Origin of the sequence: Enterobacter sp. SM3 (genome assembly GCF_009811935.2) — a bacterium.
Lineage (GTDB): Bacteria > Pseudomonadota > Gammaproteobacteria > Enterobacterales > Enterobacteriaceae > Enterobacter > Enterobacter asburiae_D.
In genome coordinates, this window is the sequence record NZ_CP099971.1 from 2,136,280 (window position 1) to 2,161,061 (window position 24,782).

26 protein-coding genes are annotated in these 24,782 nt (G+C 56.4%); 15 read left to right on the top strand and 11 right to left on the bottom strand.

Annotation, left to right across the window (positions count from 1 at the left end; translation table 11 throughout):
• The first annotated feature begins 30 nt into the window (after positions 1-30).
• From GVO84_RS10105 to bioD, 3 genes are all read left to right on the top strand, one after another.
• Positions 31-963 carry a LysR family transcriptional regulator gene (locus tag GVO84_RS10105; RefSeq protein ID WP_159514022.1) on the top strand — a complete coding sequence of 311 codons (933 nt, stop codon included), beginning with the start codon at positions 31-33 and terminating at the stop codon, positions 961-963.
• Between the two features lie 94 nt (positions 964-1,057).
• Positions 1,058-2,278, top strand: coding sequence for a sugar metabolism global transcriptional regulator Mlc (gene mlc / locus GVO84_RS10110; RefSeq protein ID WP_159514023.1), 1,221 nt, complete (start codon positions 1,058-1,060; stop codon positions 2,276-2,278).
• A 130-nt stretch (positions 2,279-2,408) separates the two neighbouring features.
• Positions 2,409-3,104 (top strand): dethiobiotin synthase, encoded by a 696-nt coding sequence (bioD, locus tag GVO84_RS10115; RefSeq protein ID WP_111965730.1) that lies wholly within the window; start codon positions 2,409-2,411, stop codon positions 3,102-3,104.
• Here the strand turns inward: bioD and clcB are convergent.
• Positions 3,039-4,349, bottom strand: coding sequence for a voltage-gated ClC-type chloride channel ClcB (gene clcB, locus GVO84_RS10120; protein WP_159514024.1), 1,311 nt, complete (start codon positions 4,347-4,349; stop codon positions 3,039-3,041). The two genes, bioD and clcB, sit on opposite strands and share 66 nt — an antisense overlap.
• A gap of 166 nt (positions 4,350-4,515) precedes the next feature.
• Between clcB and GVO84_RS10125 the strand changes: the two genes are divergently transcribed.
• From GVO84_RS10125 to GVO84_RS10135, 3 genes are read left to right on the top strand one after another with little or no spacing between them, the layout of a single operon-like run.
• Positions 4,516-8,475: a DUF6531 domain-containing protein gene (locus tag GVO84_RS10125; RefSeq protein WP_423257801.1), complete on the top strand. Its 3,960-nt coding sequence runs from the start codon at positions 4,516-4,518 to the stop codon at positions 8,473-8,475.
• The gene (locus GVO84_RS10130) at positions 8,465-9,232 is read left to right on the top strand and encodes an RHS repeat domain-containing protein (RefSeq protein WP_159514026.1); all 768 of its coding nucleotides are present in this window, start codon (positions 8,465-8,467) and stop codon (positions 9,230-9,232) included. The genes GVO84_RS10125 and GVO84_RS10130 overlap by 11 nt, the downstream gene beginning before the upstream one ends.
• Complete coding sequence (locus GVO84_RS10135) at positions 9,229-9,522, top strand: hypothetical protein (protein ID WP_159514027.1); 294 nt, start codon at positions 9,229-9,231, stop codon at positions 9,520-9,522. Before GVO84_RS10130 ends, GVO84_RS10135 begins: the two co-directional genes overlap by 4 nt.
• A 604-nt stretch (positions 9,523-10,126) precedes the next feature.
• Here the strand turns inward: GVO84_RS10135 and GVO84_RS10140 are convergent.
• The gene (locus GVO84_RS10140; RefSeq protein WP_268891314.1) at positions 10,127-10,258 is read right to left on the bottom strand and encodes a hypothetical protein; all 132 of its coding nucleotides are present in this window, start codon (positions 10,256-10,258) and stop codon (positions 10,127-10,129) included.
• On the opposite strand from GVO84_RS10140, the gene GVO84_RS10145 reads away from it, so the two are divergent.
• The 8 genes from GVO84_RS10145 to GVO84_RS10180 all read left to right on the top strand — a co-directional run bounded on the left by GVO84_RS10145 (position 10,257) and on the right by GVO84_RS10180 (position 15,525).
• Positions 10,257-11,447 (top strand): RHS repeat domain-containing protein, encoded by a 1,191-nt coding sequence (locus GVO84_RS10145; protein WP_423257803.1) that lies wholly within the window; start codon positions 10,257-10,259, stop codon positions 11,445-11,447. The genes GVO84_RS10140 and GVO84_RS10145 overlap by 2 nt on opposite strands.
• A 1-nt stretch (position 11,448) precedes the next feature.
• Entirely contained in the window at positions 11,449-11,688 is a 240-nt protein-coding gene (locus GVO84_RS10150) for an AraC family transcriptional regulator (RefSeq protein WP_159514029.1), read from the top strand.
• Positions 11,689-11,945: 257 nt separating this feature from the next.
• Positions 11,946-12,647 carry an RHS repeat domain-containing protein gene (locus GVO84_RS10155; RefSeq protein ID WP_159514030.1) on the top strand — a complete coding sequence of 234 codons (702 nt, stop codon included), beginning with the start codon at positions 11,946-11,948 and terminating at the stop codon, positions 12,645-12,647.
• Between the two features lie 238 nt (positions 12,648-12,885).
• A complete protein-coding gene (locus tag GVO84_RS10160) occupies positions 12,886-13,341 on the top strand; it encodes a hypothetical protein (RefSeq protein WP_159514031.1) in 456 nt (151 codons plus the stop codon).
• A gap of 135 nt (positions 13,342-13,476) precedes the next feature.
• Complete coding sequence (locus tag GVO84_RS10165; RefSeq protein ID WP_370686460.1) at positions 13,477-13,947, top strand: RHS repeat-associated core domain-containing protein; 471 nt, start codon at positions 13,477-13,479, stop codon at positions 13,945-13,947.
• Between the two features lie 12 nt (positions 13,948-13,959).
• Positions 13,960-14,130, top strand: coding sequence for a hypothetical protein (locus tag GVO84_RS10170; RefSeq protein ID WP_236545797.1), 171 nt, complete (start codon positions 13,960-13,962; stop codon positions 14,128-14,130).
• Positions 14,127-14,438 (top strand): hypothetical protein, encoded by a 312-nt coding sequence (locus GVO84_RS10175; RefSeq protein ID WP_159514032.1) that lies wholly within the window; start codon positions 14,127-14,129, stop codon positions 14,436-14,438. Before GVO84_RS10170 ends, GVO84_RS10175 begins: the two co-directional genes overlap by 4 nt.
• 565 nt (positions 14,439-15,003) lie before the next feature.
• A complete protein-coding gene (locus GVO84_RS10180) occupies positions 15,004-15,525 on the top strand; it encodes an RHS domain-containing protein (RefSeq protein ID WP_423297025.1) in 522 nt (173 codons plus the stop codon).
• A gap of 72 nt (positions 15,526-15,597) precedes the next feature.
• Here GVO84_RS10180 and osmV read toward each other — a convergent pair whose 3' ends face one another.
• From osmV to GVO84_RS10205, 5 genes are all read right to left on the bottom strand, one after another.
• A complete protein-coding gene (gene osmV / locus GVO84_RS10185) occupies positions 15,598-16,743 on the bottom strand; it encodes an osmoprotectant ABC transporter ATP-binding protein OsmV (protein ID WP_159514033.1) in 1,146 nt (381 codons plus the stop codon).
• On the bottom strand, positions 16,743-17,390 hold the full coding sequence (gene osmW, locus GVO84_RS10190) for an osmoprotectant ABC transporter permease OsmW (RefSeq protein WP_121423553.1): 648 nt from the start codon (positions 17,388-17,390) through the stop codon (positions 16,743-16,745). Before osmW ends, osmV begins: the two co-directional genes overlap by 1 nt.
• An 8-nt stretch (positions 17,391-17,398) precedes the next feature.
• On the bottom strand, positions 17,399-18,298 hold the full coding sequence (gene osmX / locus GVO84_RS10195; RefSeq protein WP_121423554.1) for an osmoprotectant ABC transporter substrate-binding protein OsmX: 900 nt from the start codon (positions 18,296-18,298) through the stop codon (positions 17,399-17,401).
• Positions 18,299-18,316: 18 nt separating this feature from the next.
• On the bottom strand, positions 18,317-19,027 hold the full coding sequence (osmY, locus tag GVO84_RS10200) for an osmoprotectant ABC transporter permease OsmY (protein WP_029739370.1): 711 nt from the start codon (positions 19,025-19,027) through the stop codon (positions 18,317-18,319).
• 275 nt (positions 19,028-19,302) lie between these two features.
• Positions 19,303-20,250, bottom strand: a complete 948-nt coding sequence (locus GVO84_RS10205) for an NAD-dependent epimerase/dehydratase family protein (RefSeq protein WP_159514034.1) — start codon at positions 20,248-20,250, stop codon at positions 19,303-19,305.
• A gap of 92 nt (positions 20,251-20,342) precedes the next feature.
• Between GVO84_RS10205 and GVO84_RS10210 the strand changes: the two genes are divergently transcribed.
• A complete protein-coding gene (locus tag GVO84_RS10210; protein ID WP_159514035.1) occupies positions 20,343-20,792 on the top strand; it encodes a MerR family transcriptional regulator in 450 nt (149 codons plus the stop codon).
• Here the strand turns inward: GVO84_RS10210 and GVO84_RS10215 are convergent.
• The 4 genes from GVO84_RS10215 to GVO84_RS10230 form a co-directional block, all read right to left on the bottom strand.
• A complete protein-coding gene (locus tag GVO84_RS10215; RefSeq protein WP_032651215.1) occupies positions 20,742-21,479 on the bottom strand; it encodes a YoaK family protein in 738 nt (245 codons plus the stop codon). The genes GVO84_RS10210 and GVO84_RS10215 overlap by 51 nt on opposite strands.
• A 155-nt stretch (positions 21,480-21,634) precedes the next feature.
• Positions 21,635-22,258 carry a glutathione S-transferase family protein gene (locus GVO84_RS10220; RefSeq protein WP_159514036.1) on the bottom strand — a complete coding sequence of 208 codons (624 nt, stop codon included), beginning with the start codon at positions 22,256-22,258 and terminating at the stop codon, positions 21,635-21,637.
• A 72-nt stretch (positions 22,259-22,330) separates the two neighbouring features.
• Positions 22,331-23,527, bottom strand: a complete 1,197-nt coding sequence (locus GVO84_RS10225) for an MFS transporter (protein WP_159515624.1) — start codon at positions 23,525-23,527, stop codon at positions 22,331-22,333.
• A gap of 49 nt (positions 23,528-23,576) precedes the next feature.
• The gene (locus tag GVO84_RS10230; protein WP_159514037.1) at positions 23,577-24,704 is read right to left on the bottom strand and encodes an alpha/beta hydrolase; all 1,128 of its coding nucleotides are present in this window, start codon (positions 24,702-24,704) and stop codon (positions 23,577-23,579) included.
• Positions 24,705-24,782: the final 78 nt, after the last annotated feature.

A 24,782-nucleotide genomic window follows, 5' to 3' on the forward strand; every position in this document is an offset into this window, starting at 1 on the left:
ATTAATAATCTCAAATGATACGTTAAAAATATGAATATCGAGCTGCGTCATCTTCGCTACTTTGTCGCCGTCGCCGAGGAGCTGCATTTTGGCCGCGCGGCGGCGCGGCTGAATATCTCTCAGCCACCGTTAAGCCAGCAGATTCAGATCCTGGAACAGCAGGTCGGGGCGCGCCTTCTGGCCCGCACCAACCGCAGCGTAAGCCTGACGGCGGCGGGGAAGCAGTTCCTGATCGACAGCCGACAAATTCTGAGCATGGTCGATGACGCCGCCGCTCGCGCAGAGCGGCTCTATCTCGGGGAGGCCGGAGAGCTGCGAATCGGGTTTACCTCTTCCGCGCCGTTTATCAGCGCCGTCTCGGAGACGCTATCGTCATTCCGTCGTCACTTTCCGGATGTCCATATTCAGACGCGCGAAATCAACACCCGCGAGCAGATTGCGCCGCTGAATGAAGGTTCGCTGGATCTGGGGCTGATGCGTAACACCCAGTTGCCGGACACGCTGGCGTGGGAGGTGATCCTGCGCGAGCCGCTGATGGCGATGATCCCACACGATCACCCGCTGGCGTCGCGTCCGACGGTCTCGCTGGCAGAGCTGGCAAAAGAGCCGTTTGTCTTTTTTGACCCCCAGGTCGGGACGGGTCTGTATGACGATATCCTGGGACTGATGCGCCGCTACGATCTCGCTCCGGTCATCACCCAGGAGGTGGGGGAAGCGATGACCATTATTGGCCTGGTGGCGGCCGGGCTGGGCGTGTCTATTCTTCCGGCCTCCTTTAAACGGGTACAATTGCGCGAAATGCGCTGGGTGACCATTGCCGAAGAGGATGCCGTTTCAGAGATGTGGCTGGTGTGGTCAAAACACCGTGAACAGAGCCATGCCGCACAGCGCTTCAAAGAGCAGCTAATTAGCGCCTCTATCGGGCGGCATTTTCACGGAAAAGAGGGTAAAAATGTGCGGTAAATCACATGGCTAAGTAAATATTTGACGACGGCCATGGAAGTGCTTCACCATAGCAAATAGTTTATTTCGAAGCTCGAAAATAAGGGAGTACGAGGTGGTTGCTGATAGTCAGCCAGGGCATATCGATCAGATTAAGCAGACCAACGCTGGCGCGGTGTATCGCCTGATTGATCAGCTTGGTCCGGTTTCGCGTATCGATCTTTCGCGCCTGGCACAACTGGCACCTGCCAGTATCACCAAGATTGTCCGCGAGATGCTGGAAGCGCACCTGGTTCAGGAAACGGAAATTCAGGAGCCGGGCAGCCGTGGCCGTCCGGCAGTCGGACTGGTGGTTGAAACGGAAGCATGGCACTACCTGTCACTGCGCATCAGCCGGGGGGAGATCTTCCTTGCGCTGCGCGACCTGAGCAGCAAGCTGGTGGTGGAAGACCGCCTTGAACTGCCGCTCAACGCGGAGGAACCGCTCCTCGACGCGATTGTCTCGCACATCGATCACTTCTTTATCCGCCATCAGCAGCGGCTTGAGCGCTTAACGGCGATTGCCATCACCATGCCGGGAATTATTGATACCGAAAACGGTATTGTTCACCGCATGCCGTTTTACGACGATGTCAAAGAGATGCCGCTGGGCGAAGTGCTGAAAAACCATACCGGCGTGCCGGTCTATATTCAGCATGACATCAGCGCCTGGACGATGGCGGAGGCGCTGTTTGGCGCGTCGCGCGGCGCGCGGGATGTGATTCAGGTAGTCATCGACCATAACGTCGGGGCGGGCGTGATCACCGACGGACGGCTTCTCCACGCCGGAAGCAGCAGCCTGGTGGAAATTGGCCACACCCAGGTCGACCCGTACGGCAAGCGCTGCTACTGCGGGAACCACGGCTGTCTGGAGACCATTGCCAGCGTCGAAAGCGTGCTGGAACTGGCGCAGGTTCGGCTCGGCCAGTCCATGAGCTCCTCGCTGCACGGACAACCCTTAACGGTAGATTCACTCTGCGCCGCCGCGCGCCAGGGCGATCTGCTGGCGAAGGACATTATTACCGGGGTGGGGAATAACGTTGGCCGCATTCTGGCCATTATGGTGAACCTCTTCAACCCGCAAAAAATCCTCATCGGCTCACCGCTGAGCCAGGCGGCGGAGATCCTTTTCCCGGCGATTACGGCCTGTATTCAGCAGCAGTCGCTTCCCGCCTACAGCCGGAATATTGCGGTAGAAAGCACCCAGTTTTCCAATCAGGGCACGATGGCAGGCGCGGCGCTGGTCAAAGATGCCATGTATAACGGCTCGCTGTTGATCCGCCTGTTACAGGGTTAACTCTTTTCCGCAGATGTAAGAAAAATTGCGCTATCTCAAGCCGGGTAGCGCACGTATCCCGTAGACTTCCTCCACTGAATTATTTACCTGGTTTATATTTTCGAAGCATACCCAAGAGGTGGAGTGAGTCATGCTTAAGCGTTTCTTTGTTACTGGTACAGATACCTCTGTCGGCAAGACCGTCGTATCCCGCGCATTGCTGCAGGCGCTGGCAGCAAGCGGTAAACGCGTGGCAGGGTACAAACCGGTCGCAAAAGGCAGTAAAGAGACGCCAGAGGGATTGCGTAATAAAGACGCCCTGGTGCTGCAAAGCGTCTCGTCACTGGAACTGCCTTATCACGCGGTCAATCCCATTGCGTTAAGCGAAGAGGAGAGCAGCGTAGCGCACAGCGGCCTGATTAATTATCCCCTGTTGTCCGACGGCCTGGCGAACCTGAGCGAGAAGGTTGACCACGTGGTGGTTGAAGGGACGGGCGGCTGGCGCAGCCTGATGAATGACCTGCGTCCGCTGTCTGAATGGGTCGTGCAGGAGCAGCTTCCGGTGGTGATGGTGGTGGGTATCCAGGAAGGGTGCATCAACCACGCGCTGCTGACGGCGCAGGCGATCGCCAATGACGGTCTGCCGCTGATCGGCTGGGTGGCAAACCGCATCAACCCGGGCCTGGCGCACTACGCGGAGATCATCGACGTGCTGAGCACCAAGCTGCCCGGACCGCTGGTGGGCGAGCTGCCTTATCTGCCACGCGCCGAGCAGCGCGAGCTAGCGCAGTACATCGATCTCTCTGCCCTCGGTGGCGTGCTGACCGTAGATCGAGTCGTGGCGTAACGTCCGCGACAATACGGACGCCACCACGCAGGCGACCAGCAGGCCGGGCAGTAAAAAATACTGCCCGGTCATTTCACAGACCATCAGCGCCGACATAATGGGCGCATGCGTGGTCGCGGCAAGTAGCGTTGCCATCCCTGCCAGCCCCAGCAGAATCGCCGTCTCAGAACCCGGCAGCCACAGCGTGAACAGCTGCGCAAACAGCATCCCCGTTGCCATACCGACAAACAGCGTGGGCGTAAATACCCCGCCCGGCGCGCCCGAGCTGCTGCTCGCCAGTACCGCCAGCAGTTTGCAGATAAACACCCCGGCAATTACCGACAGCAGCGGCGGCGCGAGCAGAAAAGACTGAACCACGCTGTAGCCATTCCCCCATACCTTCGGCGTCAGGAGGGACAGCAGCCCGACGATCGCGCCGCCCAGCGCTAATTGCCACGGCGGCGAAAGCTTGAGGCGCAGGAAAAGACCGTGGCTGAACGCCATCAGCCACATCAGCAGCGGTCCGCAGAGACCGGCCACCAGCCCCATCGCGACCAGCAGGGCATAATCGGCCGCGGTGAGCATGCCGCTCAGATGGACCGCGTAGAGCGTACCGGCGCCCGGTGCCAGAAGCTGCGTGGTGAGCAGCGCCATCACCGCCGCGATAACCACGGGGCCGAGCGAGGCCAGCATCAGCGTGCCAAACAGAATTTCCGCGATGAACAGGCTTCCGGCTAACGGAGCATGGTAGGCGCTGGCCATCCCGGCGGCGGCACCGCAGGCTATCCATAATTTCCACTCGGATTTGGGCGTAAAGCGCCGGGCGAAAAGGGAGGCGGCGAGGGCGGCAAGCAGGATCATCGCCCCTTCACGCCCGATGGCGCTACCGCTGGCAACGACCAGCAGCGACGCAAGGGATTTCACAAGGCTTGCGCCGTAGTCAAACTGGCCGTCACCGGTCTCCAGCGCTTCCATATAATCGGTGGGGGCATGAGGACGCTGCGCCGTCAGACGCTGCCATCCCCAGAGCAGCAGCCCGGCAGCCAGCCCACCCAGAGCCGGCGTCAGCGCGCGCCGCCAGGGCGAGAGCGACGCGGCGGCATTCACCAGGCTGCCGCTGTCGTTGCTGAGAAGCAGCCACTCCAGCAGGTACATGCTGTGGCGGAATACCGCCACGGCTAGCGCGGCCAGCACGCCGGTGACGGTGGCAATCAGCAGTCGGCGAAACATCGCGCGGATGTCGGGGTACGTATGAAGACGTTGCATGGGTTGTAATTTTACGTGGTCGATACAGTATCAGGCACAATTCTGAATTTACATGCAATCTCTTTTTTTGACGATATTCCCCCAATATCATCGATATATGCAGGATTTATATCCACAGCCTGCGGTAGCTATCCCAATATCAAGCACAAATTCACGGATGAAATATATGGGCGCGGAAATCCTGCTTGCCGGCTATGTCGCTGGTATTGAGAACGAGCTTTCTCTTTTTAAAAACAATGAACTCATCACTCAGGAGTACCGGCAGTTCGTGCGCGAGTGGGCGCGCGCCAGCCATGTTTCCGGCATGCTGGGTGGCCCCACGCTGGAGATGGAACGCATTATTGCCCTGAATGGCAGGGAAACCGTTGTCGACGACGATGACGGCAGGGCGCTCAGCGCGGCGATTGTCTGCCCGAAAAACCGCACCCTTACCGTGGTCCTCAGGCACCAGTCGATAACCGACCTGCCTGTCCCGGACGCCAGTATTGAGCTGTATGAAACCCCCTCGTTTGCCCCTGACAAACGGGTTGACGTAAAAATAACGGATGAAAGCGGCACGGCCGTTTTTACTGACCTGAAGGCAGGTAAAAGCTATTACGCCCGGGCCGTCGATCCGGCGCTGGAAGCGCACAACGACGCCCTGCTGGCGGCCTATGACGAACTTTCCCGACAGCAATATGGCATCCTGGCAGCCCGGTGGGATGAATACCGTCCGCACTGGACGCGCAATGCCATTACGGACGGCCTGTCCGCTGCTTTCAGTGAAGGGTTATTCAGTTCGCTGACCGACCTCTGGAGCGACATCAAGCTGGCCTGGAATATCATCTCCAGCCCGGCACCGTATCTGAGAGATATCGCAGATGCCCTCACGCAGGCCGGCGAATGGGTGTCCGGCCTCACGCTTCCGGATTTTTCAGGGGCCCTTGAGGCCAACAAGGCGCGCGCCCGTCAGCTGATGGCGCTGTTTAACGATGAAGCTGCCCTGTATCTGCTCACCCGCGCCACCCTGCTGCGCCTGCGAATGTATCCCTGGGGACAACTGCTCACCCCCCTGGCCGAATTTGCGGGGGAAATCCTTTCTGGTCTGGTATTCGGGGCGCTGCTGACCCTGGTTACCGGTCCAGGAGGCCCGGCTTTTCTGGCGTATAAAGTGGTGCGAATGCTGACGCGCTACGGCCCCCGCCTCGGACGAACGATCCGGACCTTATGGCAGGCGCTGACTGACATCATGAAGGACATGGTCAGCGTCATGTCCGGTTTTCTGGACAACCATGGCGCCATTAACCATCAGCGCCAGAGCAATGCCCGGCTGGGGATCAATCATGAAACCGAACTGGGTACCAGCCGTCACACCGAAATCGGCCTGAAAACCCGCGAGGAAAGTTCTCCGGCCACGGACCCCGGCGGCAACCCGACGAAAAATACCGACGCCTGCGATACGGACGGCTGCCCGGTATCCTTGATCAACGGGGAGGAGCTGCTGGCGCTGACGGATTTCACGCTGCCCGGCACCGTCCCGTTCAGTATTGGCCGGCAGTACCGCACCACGGCGGTTGAGGAAGCGTCAACGCTCGGGTATGGCTGGCGGCATACGCTCGATCATCGCCTCACCTTTACCGACAGCCATATTCTGTGGCGGGACCATGAGAACGTCACCCTGCGCCTGCCGCTACCGGACTCCACGATCCCCGTCTCCCGTAACCCGCTGGCCGGTGCCAGGGCCTGGTGTGATAACGCAGAGAATACTTTCGTACTGAGCGCGCCATCGCTGAATGGCTGGCTGATGCATGTGGTACGGTCTGCGGACAGCCCTCAGGGGCGCGTGAGCGGATTTTCCCGCCAGCGTCAGCGCTGGCAGGTGGAATACGAAGGGGAATTACCCGTCAGGCTGGTCAGCACGGCGGGGATGCTGCTGCATCTGAACTACCGCGAACACGCCAGGGGACCGCGGCTGAGTTCACTGGTGTTCGAAAACACGCGCCTGGACATGGCGCGTGGTGCCGTGACGGTGATGCGCTACGACCACGATGACGAGGGACGCCTCTGCCTGGCCAGGGCACCGGGACAGGAGGCCGAACGCTACCACTACCGGGACGATCATCTTTTTACCTGCCGCGAGCTGCCCGGCGGGGCGAAATTTTACTGGGCGTGGTCCGGTTCGGGTAAACAGGCCCGGGCCGTACGCCACTGGAGCAGCCTTCCGGGCCTGTCCCGGGAGTATATCTGGCAGGCCGGCGGGCGCGTCACGGTTCGCCACGAAGACGGCGCGGAAGAGCACTGGCGGCACGATCCGGAGACCGCCCGGCTGCTCGAACAGACCGGTGCGGACGGTGCCACCACCCGATATGAATATGATACCCGGGGCAACCTTGTCTCACTGACCGATCCGTCGGGCGCGGTAACCCGCTGGCGTCATAACCGTGACGGCCAGGTCACGGAGGAAAGCCTGCCGGACGGGCAAATTATTCGTCGCCATTACAGCGCGGGCCGCTGTACTGAGCAGATTATCTACAGTGCTGACGGGCTGGCAAAACAGCGGGAGCGCTGGCGTTACGACGCTGACGGATGCCTGCTGGCATCGACCGACGCCGAAGGAAACACCCTGCGCTATCGCTGGTCGGAAGAAGGCGCGCGGGTCGCAACGGAATGGGCGGACGGAAGTAATGAAACCCGTCAGGTTAACGCCGCGGGCCTGGTGATACGTCAGAAAGACCGCACCGGAAAAGTCACCGCCTTTCGCTACGACCTGCTGTGCCGGCCCGTCTGGCAGGGCAACCCTGAGACCGGAAAAGGGGAGCAGATCCTCCGGGACGACGCGGGCAATCCGGAGCGCATTATCCATGAGGACGGCAGCGAGCGCAGATGGACGTGGAACGGTGACGGCCAGCTGCTGACGGAGCAGGATGAAGCGGGGCATATCACCCGCTACAGCTATCTCCCCGGCACCGCGCTGCTGAGCGAAATCATTTACCCTGATAATACCCGGGAGACGTACCGGTACGACCTTCGTACGGGACAGGTCACTGAGATCGCTGACGGCAGCGGCCAGCGCTGGCTGCTGCGTTACACCCGCACCGGTCTCCTGGCGGAGGAGATCCGGGTCGACGGTATCCGTCTGTGCCGGGACTATGACGCCTGTGGCAGGCTCATCACCCTGCGGGAATATGACCTCAGCGGCAGAGAGGAGCAGGTGCGTGTCACCCGCCTGACGCGGGATGTGTCCGGGCGGATCGCGGAGAAAATACTGCCTGACGGGAAAAAAATCCGCTACGCCCGGGACGGTTTCGGCCGGCTGACGTCAGCAGACGACGGTGAGTGGCCGCTCGCATGGCAGTATGACCGCCGCGGGCTGCTGACTGCCGAGCATCAGGGACCGGCAAGCACGTACTATCAGCGGGATGTCACCGGCGCCCTGACCGCCATGCGTCTGCCGGACGGGCGGACCGTGTCGTGGCAGCGCCAGCGTGGCCAGATAACCCATACCGCCCTGGACGCGCAGACGCTGGTCCGTCATGCGTGGCGAAACGGCGCGGAGCACATCCGGGACGGCGGGACGTTTCGCCAGCATTTCGCCCGTGACGCCCGCGATCGTCTGGTCCGTCAGTCCGTCGTGACGGCGGACAACCGCACCGTCAGAGCCCGGGAATATACTCCGGACGCCCGGAGTCTGATTTCGCGCATCACCGACACCGCCACCGGGGAATGGCACTTCAGCCATGACGAGCGGGAGCGTCTGGCCGCCACCGCATTCACGCCGCACCGGGTGGACGGACTCATGTCATGGCAGGAGTCCTTCACGCACGATGCCGCCGGCAACCTGACCGGCCCCCTGACGGTCACTTCCGGCAATCGCCTGACGCGCGCCGGGAACACCCGCTATGAATACGACGGCTACGGCAACCGCATTCTTGAGGTGACCGGCAGCGAGGAGCATCACTACACCTGGGACACGCAGCACCGCCTGACCGGCTACCGCTGCCGGGTGCGGGGCCAGGAGACCGCGCATTATCGTTATCAGTACGATGCCCTGGGGCGCCGTATCCTGAAGGAGGATTTACTTGCCCGCACCGCCCGCCGCTTTTTCTGGCAGGGAGAGCGCCTGCTCGGCGAGTGTGATGCCGGATAATCCGCAGCTGCAGGAGGCACTCCGCGATGCGTCCTGCCGGGTGTGGCTGTATGAGGATGAACATGACTTCCGCCCGCTGCTCATGCTCTGCGGACGGGAGGCGAACGCCGGGGTGTATCACTACGTCTGCGACCACCTCGGCACGCCGCTTGAGCTGCGCGATGTCCGGGGCGGCGTCGTGTGGTCAGCCATGCTGCGCAGCTATGGTCAGGTGCATCATGCTGATACTGCAGGGATAAATCAGCCGCTGCGTTTTCAGGGGCAGTATCATGACGCGGAAAGTGGGTTATACTACAACAGGCACCGGTATTACGATCCGGGCGTGGGGCGGTACCTGAGTCCGGACCCGGTGGGGCTGGATGGTGGGCTGAATCTGTATGCTTATGTTCCGAACCCGTTAACTTGGGTGGATCCACTGGGGCTGAAATGTCGAGAAATAGAACAGCCTGAATGGACAAATCATGGATATAAACACTTTCCACCCAAGAATAAATCTTGGAAAGATATAATAAAATCCACCAATACTGGTCCTGCAAAATATACACATGATGTGGATATTAAAACATTAGAATATGATGTCTTTAATACAGGTATGGCAGTTACAAATGGCAAACCCTGGAAAGTAAAAGATATAGGACAAGTCATTGGTGCCAGTGAGGGTAAAGAATCTCAGTGGATGAGGGTTGAGCTTAGTGCAAACACAATCCACGGTCATCCCATATCTATAGATGAATTCCGGAGGTTAACAACACAATGAATATTGATTTCTCAGTGAAAAAAGGAGATATCGTGTTCAACGAATTCTCCCTGAAAAAAGATATTCCTCTTAGCAAACAGCTGGATGAGCTTAAAGAAGATATGCTTCAGGTTGAATTTCCTGATGGCTATATTCTTGATGTCGGGTGGCGACCATCTTTTGATGTGAATGGCAAGTTTTATATTTATTTAATAAAAGACTGCAATTGGGAAGAGCCTGTTTATAGCGGAAGTGCAGAAGATGTCGAATTATTAGAATTGAAAGTTAAACATGCTATAAATAAAATCTGATTAAAAGCCGGGAAAGAAATTAACTCTTCCCGGTTTTTTATTATTTAACCACCGCTCAGCACACTAAACTCGCCGTCCTTAATCCCCTTAACCATCTGTTTAGACTGATAAAGCTGCTCGCGTAGCTCTTGCACCTCGTCACCGTCCGCCTTCAGCACCATACACCCCCTCCGAAATCTTCACACTCACGTCCGTTCAGATCTCAAACCCCGCGTCCGACAGCGAGTTGTCCATAAGGGACATACTGGGCATGCTTGAGCAATCAGTTGGAATATTGGAAAAAGCAACATCTGAAAGAATATCCATTTATATTCAAAAATAATTTTATTCATGTCCTCTCAGTAAATTAAAACAACCTGTAACAGGTTGCCTGTATATCAGGCACAATTCTGAATTTGCGTAAAATTCTTTTTCTGATCGCGCCCACCTAATAATATCAACATATGCAGGGATCATTTCCACAGCCTGCGGTAGCTATCATCAGGTTCTCATTTCGTTCTGATTTTCCACTACCGTTGTCTTATTACTTGCGGGGTGACGGCAAAAAATTCAGTGTCGGGCGGCTGATTAGCGATGGCGATGGTGGATAGCCGCTGTCATGGAACTATGACTGGCGTCCCCGGAATCTGCTGTCGTGCATCACCGACACCGCCACCGGGGAATGGCACTTCCACCATGACGAACGGGAGCGTCTGGCCGCCACCGCATTCACGCCGCGCCGGGTGGACGGACTCATGTCATGGCAGGAGTCCTTCTCGCACGATGCCGCCGGCAACCTGACCGGCCCCCTGACGGTCACTTCCGGCAATCGCCTGAGGCACGCCGGGGACACCCGCTATGAGTACGACGGCTACGGCAACCGCATTCTTGAGGTGACCGGCAGCGAGGAGCATCACTACACCTGGGACACGCAGCACCGCCTGACCGGCTACCGCTGCCGGGTACGGGGTCAGGAGACCGCGCATTATCGTTATCAGTACGATGCCCTGGGGCGCCGTATCCTGAAGGAGGATTTACTTGCCCGCACCGCCCGCCGCTTTTTCTGGCAGGGAGAGCGCCTGCTCGGCGAGTGTGATGCCGGACGCTTCTGGCCCGGCAGGCTGCCGGATAATCCGCAGCTGCAGGAGGCACTCCGCGATGCGTCCTGCCGGGTGTGGCTGTATGAGGATGAACATGACTTCCGCCCGCTGCTCATGCTCTGCGGACGGGAGGCGAACGCCGGGGTGTATCACTACGTCTGCGACCACCTCGGCACGCCGCTTGAGCTGCGCGATGTCCGGGGCGGCGTCGTGTGGTCAGCCATGCTGCGCAGCTATGGTCAGGTGCATCATGCTGATACTGCTGGGATAAATCAGCCGCTGCGCTTTCAGGGGCAGTATCATGACGGGGAAAGTGGGTTATACTACAACAGGCACCGGTATTACGATCCGGGCGTGGGGCGGTACCTGAGTCCGGACCCGGTAGGGCTGGATGGTGGGTTAAACCTGTATTCATACGTACCGAATCCGCTGCAATATATTGATCCGTTAGGGTTGTGTAAGGACGATATAATATTTAAAGCCTCAAAGTGGCAAGGTAAAGGTGACTATCCTGGAGTCGATGACTGGCAATTAGGTACTTTAAACAAAGGTGATATTATTTATGGTGGTGTTCCCGGACAAACGGAATTTTATCTATCACAGTCAACATTAAATGAAGCAGAAGGGTCAATGTCATCTCTTTGGAAAAGTGCTCAAGTGAAACCTCATGATGTTTTTGGCTACAGGCCACAAGTACAGGCATATGAAGTATTGAAAGATACTGATATAGCGACTTCAGTGGTTACTGCTAATCCCCATTTGGGTGAAGGTGGCGCTATACAATATTTTGTAAAGGATTATCAGGTCGTTCTACGCGCAACTGGAAAACCTATAGGATTGAAATGATATGAAAGTAGATGATATTGAAGTTTGCAAACCAATAACTGAACTAGTATCATTCTTTACTAAGAATGGATTTGTGATACTTGAAAGCAAAGTCAGTGATTATCATTTTCATGAGGTTTTTATAAAAATGAAAAATAACTCAGCTATCGAACTTGATAACGTTAGTTTTGAAAAAATAAGTCAACCAAAGCCAGGGGTGTTTTGTTGTAGTTGTCACTGGTCTTGTATAAAAATAGAGTAAATCTATAACTCAACAATATTAAGAGGCGGGAAAGAACTTCTGTTCTTCCCGGCTTTTTTATTTAAATCTCGTTCAGTACACTAAACTAAACACTCCACCTTTAATCCCCTTAACCACTTGTTTAGCCGGATAAAGCTGCTCGCGCAGCTCTTGCACCTCGTCACCGTCCGCCTTCAGCACAATACACTCCTCCGAAATCTTCACACTTACGCCCGTTCAGATCTCAAATCCCGCGTCCGGCAGCGAGTTGTCCATAAGTGACATACTGCTCCGCGCATTATCATTATCAGTACGATGCCCTGGGGCGCCGTATTCTGAAGGAGGATTTACTTGCCCGCACCACCCGCCGCTTTTTCTGGCAGGGAGAGCGCCTGCTCGGCGAGTGTGATGCCGGATGCTTCTGGCCCGGCAGACTGCCGGATAATCCACAGCTGCAGGAGGCACTCCGCGATGCGTCCTGCCGGGTGTGGCTGTATGAGGATGAACATGACTTCCGCCCGCTACTCATGCTCTGCGGACGGGAGGGGAACGCCGGGGTGTATCAATACGTCTGCGACCACCTCGGCACGCCGCTTGAGCTGCGCGATGTCCGGGCCGGCGTCGTGTGGTCAGCCATGCTGCGCAGCTACGGTCAGGTGCATCATGCTGATACTGCAGGGATAAATCAGCCGCTGCGCTTTCAGGGGCAGTATCATGACGCGGAAAGTGGGTTATACTACAACAGGCACCGGTATTACGATCCGGGCGTGGGGCGGTACCTGAGTCCGGACCCGGTGGGGCTGGATGGTGGGCTGAATCTGTATGCGTACGTGCCGGACCCGCTGAAATATATTGATCCGCTTGGATTATTAAAATGTGGACTTACTGGTAATGAAGTCGGTGATGCTTCAAATCTGCCTGTAATAAAACCCGGTTCTAAAGAATGGAAACAGGCTATTGACTCTATTCGGAGTGGATAAAATACTAATTTCAGAACAGCAAATGAAATAGATGCTATAGATCTTGTTACAAAAGGTCGTGGTCGTATAGAGAAAAAAGGCTCAATAGATGATCCTTATAACAATATGGGTGGGGGGTATAAAAAAGGATATGAGCTTCACCCCATTGAGTCGCATACAAAAAACGCGGCTGAAAATAACTTACCGCATGTTAAATGGAAGGATTGGGAGTCAGGAAGATCTAGTGGAGGTAAAGGGCATGTCTTTTTCTGAAAATGAAAGCAAAGATTTTTTTGAGGCCTGGCGATTTGAAGAGTGCCCGGATCTGATGAAGGCTATCGAGTGTGGAGACATTGTATTATTCAATAAGGAGCAAAGCAGAGTTCTTTGGTCTATGCTTATTTCATCAAGTAAAAGACATCTGATGGAAATGGATATGAATATATTTTCAAAAATAGACCATTATGACATTGATTTTGATAGAAAAGAATCAGCGAATGAATTATTTTTGAAGTTTGATGAATTATCAGGATATCCTCAATTTGTATTTTTATTTTTTAGTGAACAATATTTGTGTATAACTCCTTATTATCTTCTGAAAAAATATTGGAATTATTATTTTCTACCATCCGATGAAACAACTATAATAACTACGATAAAAAACAATCACTTCCTTTTCTCTTATGAGGAACGTTTTTTTATTGTAACTAGATAATAAGCCAGAATAGGAGTCGGGTAAGAAATTAATTCTTCCCGGCTTTTTATTATTTAATCCGGTTCAGTACACTAAACACTCCGTCTTGATTTCCGCCCGCTACTCATGCTCTGCGGACGGGAGGGGAACGCCGGGGTGTATCACTACGTCTGCGACCACCTCGGCACGCCGCTTGAGCTGCGCGATGTCCGGGGCGGCGTCGTGTGGTCAGCCATGCTGCGCAGTTATGGTCAGGTGCATCATGCTGATACTGCAGGGATAAATCAGCCGCTGCGCTTTCAGGGGCAGTATCATGACGCGGAAAGTGGGGTATACTACAACAGGCACCGGTATTACGATCCGGGCGTGGGGCGGGACCTGAGTCCGGACCCGGTAGGGCTGGCGGGGGGAATAAACCTGTATGCCTATGTCAAGAATCCGCTGACATGGATAGATCCTTTAGGTCTGACAGCTTGCCCTGAAAAAGTTGATACTTTAAAAACTGGTGGTAAAAATACTACTGTTGATGTCAGGACTAAAGCAGAGGCTGATGAATTACTTCATGCTGCATTTCCTGATTATCAGAAAGTTAAAGGTGTTGGCATCACAAGATGCAGTTGGTATTAGAAAAAAAGAAAAATGGATCGTTTTAAAGAAGGTAGCGCATATCACAAAGATTACGCAATTGATCCTGAAACGGGGCGAGTAAGAGGACATGCTTCAACTGACGGACATGGCAACTTTCCGCATATGAATATTAAGCGAGCAGATGGCGTAAAATTAGTGATTAATATCATCGGTGACATATGAATACAAACCCTAACTTAATAAAAAAAATAGAAAACGGGAGCCAAGTAGGACAGCGAGTTTCTTTTCTAATGGACGATGAAATTTGCTGGACTTCTGTAGGTCTGCAAAAGTGGAACGGAAAATATAAAGTATATATTGACGAGATCTTAGAATCAAAAATGAATTCTGAAGAATATCAAAGAGAAGAGGTGATTTACTTTGATTTACTTGATAACGCCTTAGAGTTTATTGAAAATAACACGCATGTAAAAGTATTTGATTTGATTCCGTGTAAAGGACAGCGAATATTTAATCCAGATTTCGACTAGACAGCCGGAGCCCGGCGGCGGAAAATCGTGCGCCGGGAGAGGCTGTATGAGGATGAACATAAGTCGAGAAATGAAGCATTCAGGGCTGCGGGCGCGTCACGGTTCGCCACGAAGACGGCGCGGAAGAGCACTGGCGGCACGATCCGGAGACCGCCCGGCTGCTCGAACAGACCGGTGCGGACGGTGCCACCACCCGATATGAATATGATACCCGGGGCAACCTTGTCTCACTGACCGATCCGTCGGGCGCGGTAACCCGCTGGCGTCATAACCGTGACGGCCAGGTCACGGAGGAAAGCCTGCCGGACGGGCAAATTATTCGTCGCCATTACAGCGCAGGCCGCTGTACTGAGCAGATTATCTACAGCGCTGACGGGCTGGCAAAACAGCGGGAGCGCTGGCGTAAATCCGCTACGCCCGGGACGGTTTCGGCCGGCTGACGTCAGCAGACGACGGTGAGTGGCCGCTCGCATGGCAGTATGACCGCCGCGGGCTGCTGACTGCCGAGCATCAGGGACCGGCAAGCACGTACTATCAGCGGGATGTCACCGGCGCCCTGACCGCCATGCGTCTGCCGGACGGGCGGACCGTGTCGTGGCAGCGCCAGCGTGGCCAGATAACCCATACCGCCCTGGACGCGCAGACGCTGGTCCGTCATGCGTGGCGAAACGGCGCGGAGCACATCCGGGACGGCGGGACGTTTCGCCAGCATTTCGCCCGTGACGCCCGCGATCGTCTGGTCCGTCAGTCCGTCGTGACGGCGGACAACCGCACCGTCAGAGCCCGGGAATATACTCCGGACGCCCGGAGTCTGATTTCGCACATCACCGACACCGCCACCGGGGAATGGCACTTCAGCCATGACGAGCGGGAGCGTCTGGCCGCCACCGCATTCACGCCGCACCGGGCGGACGGACTCATGTCATGGCAGGAGTCCTTCACGCACGATGTCGCCGGCAACCTGACCGGCCCCCTGACGGTCGCTTCCGGCAATCGCCTGAAGCACGCCGGGGTGTACCACTACGTCTGCGACCACCTCGGCACGCCGCTTGAGCTGCGCGATGTCCGGGGCGGCGTCGTGTGGTGAGCCATGCTATGCAGCTACGGTCAGGTGCATCATGTATCCTCACCGTTACATTTAATCCATTAAAATACTCATTTAATCGCTATGAATATTCAGCGCCCGACGCGTACGCCCGGAGCTAAGGTACTCGGCAATATAGTCCTGCGAAATCTCGCCGTTGTAGCGACCGTCCTCATCCACGATCGGCATCCAGCTGGTATTGCTCTCATACAGACGTGAAAGCACCACGCGCAGGTTATCTTCCGCTTTGCCGGTCATGCGGAACGGATGCAGAATGTCGGCGCAGGTGCCGCTGGCGTTACGCGCTTCGCGACGCTTCACAAAGCCCAGCGGTTTGCCGTGATCGTCGACCACGGTAACCGCGCGAATATCGTTATCATCCATGGTCGCAAAGGCGTCGGGAAGCGGAGTAGAGCCCCGCACCGTAATGGTCGGCTGCTGGTCGGTGACGTCGCCCGCCGATACCAGCAGCAGGCGCTTCAGGGTGCGGTCCTGACCGACAAATGAGCCGACAAACTCATTCGCCGGTTTCGCAAGCAGTTCATCCGGGCTGGCGCACTGCACGATTTTCCCCTGACGGAACACCGCAATACGGTCGCCGAGCTTCAGGGCTTCATCGATATCGTGGCTCACCAGCATGACGGTTTTTTTCAGCTTGCGCTGCATCTCCAGGAACTGGTTCTGAATCACCTCGCGGTTGATCGGGTCTACCGCGCCGAAGGGTTCATCCATCAGCAGCACCGGAGGATCCGCCGCCAGGGCGCGGATCACGCCGATACGCTGCTGCTGGCCGCCGGACATCTCGCGCGGATAGCGGTTGAGGAACTTGTGCGGATCCATCGCCACCATATCCATCAGCTCTTCGGCGCGGGTTTTGCAGCGCGCTTTATCCCAGCCCAGCATGCGCGGCACGACGGTAATGTTCTCTTCGATGGTCATGTTCGGAAACAGGCCAATCTGCTGGATCACGTAGCCGATGTTGCGGCGCAGGGTGACGGTGTCCATCCCGCTGGTGTCTTCACCGTTGATCAGGATCGTCCCGCTGCTTGGAGTAATGAGGCGGTTAATCATCTTCAGGGTGGTGGTCTTCCCGCAGCCGGACGGGCCGAGCAGGACGCACATTTCTCCTTCGGGCACGTTCAGGTTGACGTTATCGACGGCCTTAAAGGTCTGGCCGTGCTTCTGTGAAAATTGTTTGGTGAGGTTTTCCAGTTTTATCATTATCGAATCCCCTTTGGAGTCAGAACCACCTGCAGACGGTGCAGCAGCCAGTCGAGCACAATCGCTAAAAGACAAATCATCAGCGCGCCCGCAATCAACATGCGAATATCGCTTCCGCCGATGCCGTTGAGCAGCAGCAGGCCCAGGCCGCCCGCGCCGATCACGGCGGCAATCGCCATCACGCCGATATTCATCACCACGGCGGTGCGGATGCCGCCGAAAATCACCGGCAGCGCCATCGGGATTTCAACCCAGCGCAGGCGCTGCCAGAAGGTCATGCCGATGCCGCGGCCGGCTTCGCGCAGGCCCGGCGGCAGGCTGTCGAGCGCCGTATGGGTGTTACGCACAATCGGCAGCAGCGAGTAGAGAAACACCGCAGTGATCGCGGGCAGGGCACCGATACCCTGACCGATCAGCGAAAACAGCGGGATCATCAGGCCAAACAGGGCGATGGACGGAATGGTCAACACGATGGTGGCTATCCCCAGCACCGGCGTTGCCAGCCACTTATGGCGGACAATCAGAATGCCCAGCGGTACGCCGATGATGATGGCTAAGCCTACGGCCAGCGCCACCAGCCACAGGTGCTGCAGCGTCAGGGTTAAGAGGTAATCCCAGTTGTCCTGAATGTAGTGAATCGTCTCCATAGCGCCTCCTACAGCAGCTGTTTGCTACGCAGGAAATCGCGGGCGACCTGCTGCGGTGACTGATGGTCGATATCCACCTTCTTGTTCAGCTCGGTGATAACGTCGTTGTTGAGCTGGGCGGAAAGGGTGTTGAGCGCCTCTTCCAGACCGGGGTTGGCCTCCAGCGTGTCCTTACGCACCACCGGCGTCACCGCGTAGCTCGGGAAGAAGCCTTTATCATCTTCCAGCACCTTGAGGTCGAAGCCTTTCACGCGCCCGTCGGTGGTGTAAATCAGACCGGCGTCAACGAAGCCGTCGCGCACCGCGTTATAGACCAGACCGGGGTCCATCTGACGGATTTGCGGGCGGTCCAGATCCATCTTGTAGGCCGCCTGAAGCGGCTTCATGCCGTCGCTGCGCCCCGCAAACTCCAGGTCCAAGCCCAGCAGCCAGTTTTTGTCCGGATTGGTTTTACGGACCTGCTCAATCTTCGCCACCATCTCCGACATGGTGTTGATATGTTCCGCCTCGGCGCGCTTGCGCTGCATGGCGAAAGCGTAGGTATTGTTCATGTCGGCGGGTTTGAGCCAGACCAGACCGTGCTTCGCGTCCAGGCGTTTTACCGTCTCGTAAGACTCCTGCGGCGACATGCGCTTGTTGATGTGGTTAAAGATGATCAGCGACGTGCCGGTGTACTCCCAGGTCATGTCAATCTGCTTGTTGATCATCGCGTTGCGGGAGATCACCGTGGCAATGTTGGTTTGCGGCTGCACCTGAAAACCTCTCTTTTGCAGGTACTGCACGGTCATCGCCGAGAGAATGTGCTGCTCGGTAAAGCTCTTGGTCGCCAGAATCAGCGGGGCCGCCATCGCCTGGCTGGTGAACAGCGCCGCGGCACATAGCGCCGTCAGGCCGGAAAACAGTCTCATAAAAGCTCCTTGTTATTGTTATCGAGCAAGATGGGGACTCATCGCGCGACCCAGCGCCGCCAGCAGGGTATCGAGGATCAGGGCGATCAGGGCGGTGGCCGCCGCGCCGAGGATCAGGGTCGGAAAATCGTTCAGGTAAATACCGGGGAAAATCAGCTCGCCGTAGCTGCTGGCGCCAATCAGGAAAGCCAGCGGCGCGGTACCGACGTTAATAGCGGTGGCGATGCGGATCCCCGACAGCATGACCGGCCAGGCGGCTGGTAGCTCAACCTGACGCAGGCGCTGCCATTTGGTCATCCCGATGCCGTTTGCCGCTTCCAGCAGCGACGGCGGGACCGAGCACAGCCCGGCGTAGGTGTTACGCACGATCGGCAGCAGCGAGGCGAGGAACAGGGCGATGATGGCGGGCGTATCGCCAATGCCAATCACCACCATCGCCAGCGCCAGAACGGCCAGCGGCGGCAGCGTGTTGCCGACGTTGAAGATTTGCATCACATATTCGGCGATACCCCGCGCGGCCGGGCGGCTCAGCAGAATACCGGCTGGGATGCCCACCAGCAGGGCAAAAAACATGGATGAGAAAACCAGAATCATGTGCTGTTGCCCGAGATAGACCAGGTCAACCTGGCGCGCCTTTATCGTCTCCATCCCGATGCCCCAGACGAGGAGGGCGAGGACCACGATAATGGCGCCGACAAACAGCAGCGAACGTTTGAGTAATGGGTGCATTGCGGTGTGTCTCCCTGTGCGCATGCGTTATAGCAACCACCGGTTGCCTGTTGTTATGCCATGTTTCGGCAGGGGTATTTCACCTATAGCAAGCGTTTGGGAAGGGTTCCAGCGAAGGGGTAAAATTAGTAACCCTATGAAAACAGTGACAACCTGGCGTTAAGCCTTATGGCGTATGGGCTGATTGAGGGGCAGGCAGAATAGTCCTAAAGACGAGAAGTGAAAGTGACGTTGTCACGAATAGAGGCCGCACCAGTGACGGTGCGGCAGCGCAGCTACGCTGTTTTGCGGGCTTTTGATCTCCATTCCTGCCAGATGTTTTCAAGACCCTGCCGGTATGAGATGACGGGGAAGTCGGGAAAATGCCGCTTAAACTTCGTCGACTCAAACAGGTTATCAACGTCGTATCTGGGCAACAGCTCACGCATTTCGCGCGCGCCCTGCGAAAAAAGCGCCGTCGCGGCGAATGCCAGCTTGCCCAGCACGGTGTAGTCCGCTTTCTGGCCGAAGATATCGCAGGCGAGAGTGACAAACTGTTGATACGTCAGCCTTTCGTCGCAGCAGGGCAAATGCCACGTCTGCCCGTAGGCCTCAGGCGTATTGCCCAGCAGGGCAAGCGCGCGACTGGCATCCGGCGTCCAGATGAGGATGCGGAGCGTATCGTCACGTACCGGAGCGCGCGGGCGTTTGTGCTGCTTCAGCCTGTCGATAATAAGCGTATTCGTGAAGCTCTGCGTTCTCTCAGGCCCGTAAAACTCCGGTGCCCGGCCGATGAGAACGGGAATGTCGCCCCGCTGCATTTCGGCAAGCACCCGGTTGGCCATCAGCGCCCGCACGTTGCCTTTCCGCCCCCGGGGCGCAAAGCGCGTCTCTTCAGTTTGCGGCACGTCGCTCTGAGGGTACATGTAGGTATTGTCAAAATAGACGAATCTTGCGCCCGCCTTTCGCGTGGCCTCCAGCGCATTTTCCAGCATGGTTGGGAACTGACGCTCCCACAGCGCGGAATCCGGCGGCAGACCAGCGGTAAAATAGACCGTATCGCTGCCGTTAACCGCCTCCTGCGTCTGCTGCGCATCCAGAAGATTGGCCGCAACCGTGATATCGCTGGCGTGGACTTTCTGCGGATGGCGGCTGACCAGCCTGATGTCGTCGGTATAGGCGCGTTTTAATTCGCGGGTCAGTTCACGGGCGATTTGCCCGCTGGCACCCAGAATAGTTTGCATATGAGCTCCCTGATGAGATGACGATCCGGTTGACCGTATGAAAAGTTTAAGCTTAAAGTTAACTTTAAGGTCAAGACGTAAGAGCGGATGAAATGAAAATTGGCGAGCTGTCGAAAATGACGGGTATTTCCCCGTCGCGCATTCGGTTCTATGAGGCGGAAGGTTTACTGCCGCGACCCGTCAGGCAGGGGAACGGCTACCGATCGTATTCTAAAGAGGTGGCAGCGCTGCTGAATATCATCGACAACGCGCAGCGTACCGGGTTCTCACTGGAGCAAATACGCCGCTTCCTGCCGCAGCCGCAACAGCACTGGAATCATGAGGGACTGATCCAGTCCCTGAAAACGCGTATTGCCGAAATAGAAGCGATGCAGAAGCAGCTTGAGGAAAACCGCAGAGAATTGCTGACGCTGGTCGCGAGTATCACCAACCGTCCGGATGGAATCTCCTGCGACGACAACATGCAGCGCCTGCTGGGGCAGCTACAACACTCAGACGGTAGCGCGAACCCGTCGAACCCGGGTCGAGACGGTGATAATTGAAACGATAGCGACCACGGCAAGCATCAGTCCGAGCGCCAGCATGGCGTTAAATCCGATCCACCTGAACAGCAGCAGCCCCGCGATACCCCCCGTAATAAACGAGAAAAGGGTGGTTAAGTGGGTTTTCAGCTGACTTTTTTGTGCCGCCGTATCTTTGGAGTAATCCCTGCGCAGCATCGCCACCATTACGGAGGCCAGGGATATCCCCGCGTCCGTCAGCGTGCCGGTAATGTGCGTCGATCTCACCCGTCCGCCGGAAAGCTGCGTGGAGGTGGAATTATGAATGCCCATCAGGCCGCACAGAAAAAGAATAATCTCGCGGTTGCTGGTGAGGGCATGAAAATACATCTCGTAGAAGGAGACGCCGGTCAGCAATATCCCCTCGACAAACAGGATCTGGCAAAAAACCAGCCTGACGTTATGGATAATGCCCCATATTACAATCATGCGGGCAAGAATAGCGCCTGCGACAAAGGAGAGAATAATCGAGCCGAAGAAAATAATATCGCTCAGGTCGGTGGAAGAGACTTCGCTGGATAACTGTGAGGTGTTGCCGGTCATGTGTGAGGGGAAAAAACCAAATGCACCAAGGGCGATGGCATTCAGCAAACCTGCCGAGGTCGCCAGCCAGAGAGCAAGCCGGCGATCCTCCTTATGCGTTCGTTCTTTCTTGAGTCTAATCAGCAAGAATACCTCCGGGTTGAGCTTTGCCTGAATAGTCAGGCTAGCAAAGCGGTGCAACGGGCTGTCCAGGATATGGCTTAATTATTATTCCCTCTGACGCGTTTAAGGGTTAAGTAATTAAATAAAATATCCTTGCTCAAGATGGGGGCGTAAATACTTTATATCATGCCGTTATTGCCGTGACGCAAAAACGCCGGGCGTTGGTTAAGACGTTCAAACCAGTCCTCAATTGCCGGCACGTCGGGCTTATCAAACGGCGTCATCTTCCAGCGATTCACCGACAGCCCAAGCACCACGTCCGCAAGGGTAAACGTCTCGCCAGCCGCGAAGGCGCCGGTGCGCTGCAGCTGGTTTTCCAGAATGGTGATGCAGTGGTTCCACTCTTTTATTCCCGCCGCAATGCGCTCAGGGTCGTTAAAGTCCGGGTTTTTACGCCCCAGCGCCGGGAAGACATAGCGCCAGGCGTTATTGAATTCTGTTGCCTGCCAGTCCATCCAGCGCTCAACGTTGGCGCAGGCTTGCGGCTCTGCGGGCAGCAGATCGTGACGTCCGGCCTTGCGCGCCAGATAGCGGCAGATGGCGTTGGACTCCCACAGCACGAAATCGTCATCCATCAGCACCGGCACCATGGCGTTGGGGTTCAGGGCGCGGAAGGCATCCGTTTCCGTTGAGGCAAAACCGCTGCCGTAATCTTCCTGGTGATACGCGAGGCCTGCTTCTTCGCAGGTCCAGAGCACTTTACGCACGTTGATGGAGGTGGTTTTGCCGAGGATGTTAATCATGTCGCCGCTTCTCTTCAGAGTGATGAATCGTTTAAAAACAATACACCAGCGGTGAAGAAAAGCGTCAACAAATCATCCGGCGAGTGGTTTGTGAAGACACGAAAGCAGAAGCGTCAGCACTACCGCGCACAGCAGCACCATGCCGCTCATTGCAAACGTGCTCTGCCAGCCGAGATGGTCGAACAGCATACCGCCCGCCGTTGAACCCAGCGCAATAGAAAGCTGGATCACGGCGACCATTAACCCGCCACCGGCTTCGGCTTCTTGCGGCAGCGTTCGCGCAATCCATGTCCACCATCCCGTTGGCGCTGCCGTCGCCAGCATCCCCCAGAAGCCTAACAGCACGGCAACGATCCACACGCTGTGACCGGTCAGTATCAACACGCCTGCTATGACGGCCATCAGCAGGGGTATGGCGATTAACGTCAGGTAAAACGCGGCGTTCAGAACCATGGCAACAAGCAGTGTGCCAACAAAACCCGCGACGCCGATGGTGAGTAAAATCAGCGATAAGCCGGAGGGGGTGACCTGCGTGACGGTTTCGAGAAACGGACGCACATAGGTAAACAGCGCAAACTGTCCCATAAAGAACAGGCCGCAGGCCAGCAGACCAATGGAAACCACCCGTTGGCGGAATAGCCCAAAGACGGATGCGCGTGACGTCGTATTTTTATTGCCGTTCATATCGGGCAGGCTAAAACGTTGCCAGAGGAACGCCACTATCGCCACGGGAACCAGGCACAGGAAGGCGCCGCGCCAGCCAATGGTGGCGCCGAGATAGCTCCCGAGCGGGGCGGCGACTACCGTCGCCAGCGCGTTCCCCCCGTTGAATATCGCCAGCGCGCGAGAGACCTGATGCTGCGGAACGAGGCGAATGGCCGTTGCGGCAGACATGGACCAGAACCCGCCTATAGCGATACCGATCAGCGCGCGGCCGGTCATGTAAACCAGATAGTTTGGGGCGAAAGCGATAATCATCCCCGAGAGCGCCATCAGGAGCGTCATGCCCAGCAGAAGGTGTTTGCGGTTCATATTCCCGGCAAGCCGGGAAAGGAAGAGGCTGGTCAGAACCGCCAGCGCGCCGGAAATTGCGATCCCCTGGCCAGCGAGCCCCTCCGTAACGCCCAGATCTCTGGCAAGAGGGGTAAGCAGGCTGACGGGCATAAATTCCGAGGCAATCAGGACGAATACGCACAGGGTCATGGCAAAAATACCGCCCCAGTGCGCGCGTTCCTCATTCTGTGAGGTGGTAGGGTTCAGAGTGGACATAGTCATCTTTCACGAAGGGCCGCCCGCTCAACACGGGCGGCGGAGAGGTTTATTTCAGGCTGGTTTTGAAGAACTGTTCAAACTGGCCGAACGGGATCTTCCCGGCAACGTTGTCGTAGAGATCGACATGGTTTGCGCCTGGAACAATCACCAGTTCCTTCTGCTTGCTGCCGACCGCTTTAAACGCATCTTCTGCAAAGTAGCGGGAGTGCGCCTTTTCACCGGTTACGATAAGCGTCGGGATCGTAATTTCCCCGGCGTAGCTCAGCAGCGGCATATTCATAAAGGATAATGGCGTGGTCGCGGTCCACGCGCCGGTGGAGTTGACGGAACGCGCGTGGGAGCCGCGCGGCATGCGGTAGTAGTCATAGAACTCCTTCAGTACCGGATGCGGGTCTGCTGGCAGCGTCTCTGGCAGAATACGTTCAGCCGCCGTCACCTTGCCGTTCTCATCGACATAAATGTCATGGCCGCCGTGCGCGAAGGTACCGTTCTCAGCATCTTTCCAGCGCTGTGCGTTGAGATACTGCAGAACGGCACGACGGTCAGACGTTGAATAGCGATCTTTCCCGTCGCCCACGCCGTGGCCCATCGCCCGGCTCATGTCGTACATCACGCTGGTGGCAACCGCTTTCACGCGGGTGTCCATGGAGGCCGCATTCAGCGCCATACCGCCCCAGCCGCAGATGCCGAGAATACCGATGCGGTTACGATCAACCTCTTTCTGCAATCCCAGAAAATCCACCGCCGCGCTAAAGTCTTCGGTGTTGATATCCGGAGACGCAACGTTGCGCGGGTGGCCACCGCTTTCGCCCGTATAGGACGGATCGAACGCCAGGGTCACAAAACCATTTTCCGCCAGGGTCTGCGCGTACAGGCCGCTGGACTGCTCTTTGACTGCGCCAAACGGCCCGCTAACCGCAATCGCCGCCAGCTTGCGGTCACCGCGGCTTTTGGGAAGATACAGATCGCCCACCAGGGTGATCCCGTACCGGTTCTGGAAGGACACCTTGCGGTGATCGACTTTGTCACTTTCGGCGAAGGTTTTATCCCATGTGGTCACCATCGAAACGGGTGCGTTTGGGTTGGTGGTTTCTGCATAACTCATTGTTGTCAATCCACTTAATGATGCGCATAGCAGCATCGCAACGGACAGTTTTTGGGTGAATGTTTTCATGAAAATAGACCCAGGGTTGTTGTGTTGCGGTCATTATAGTTAGCAGAAATAGTGCTGATTAGAGGCCGAAAGCTGCTA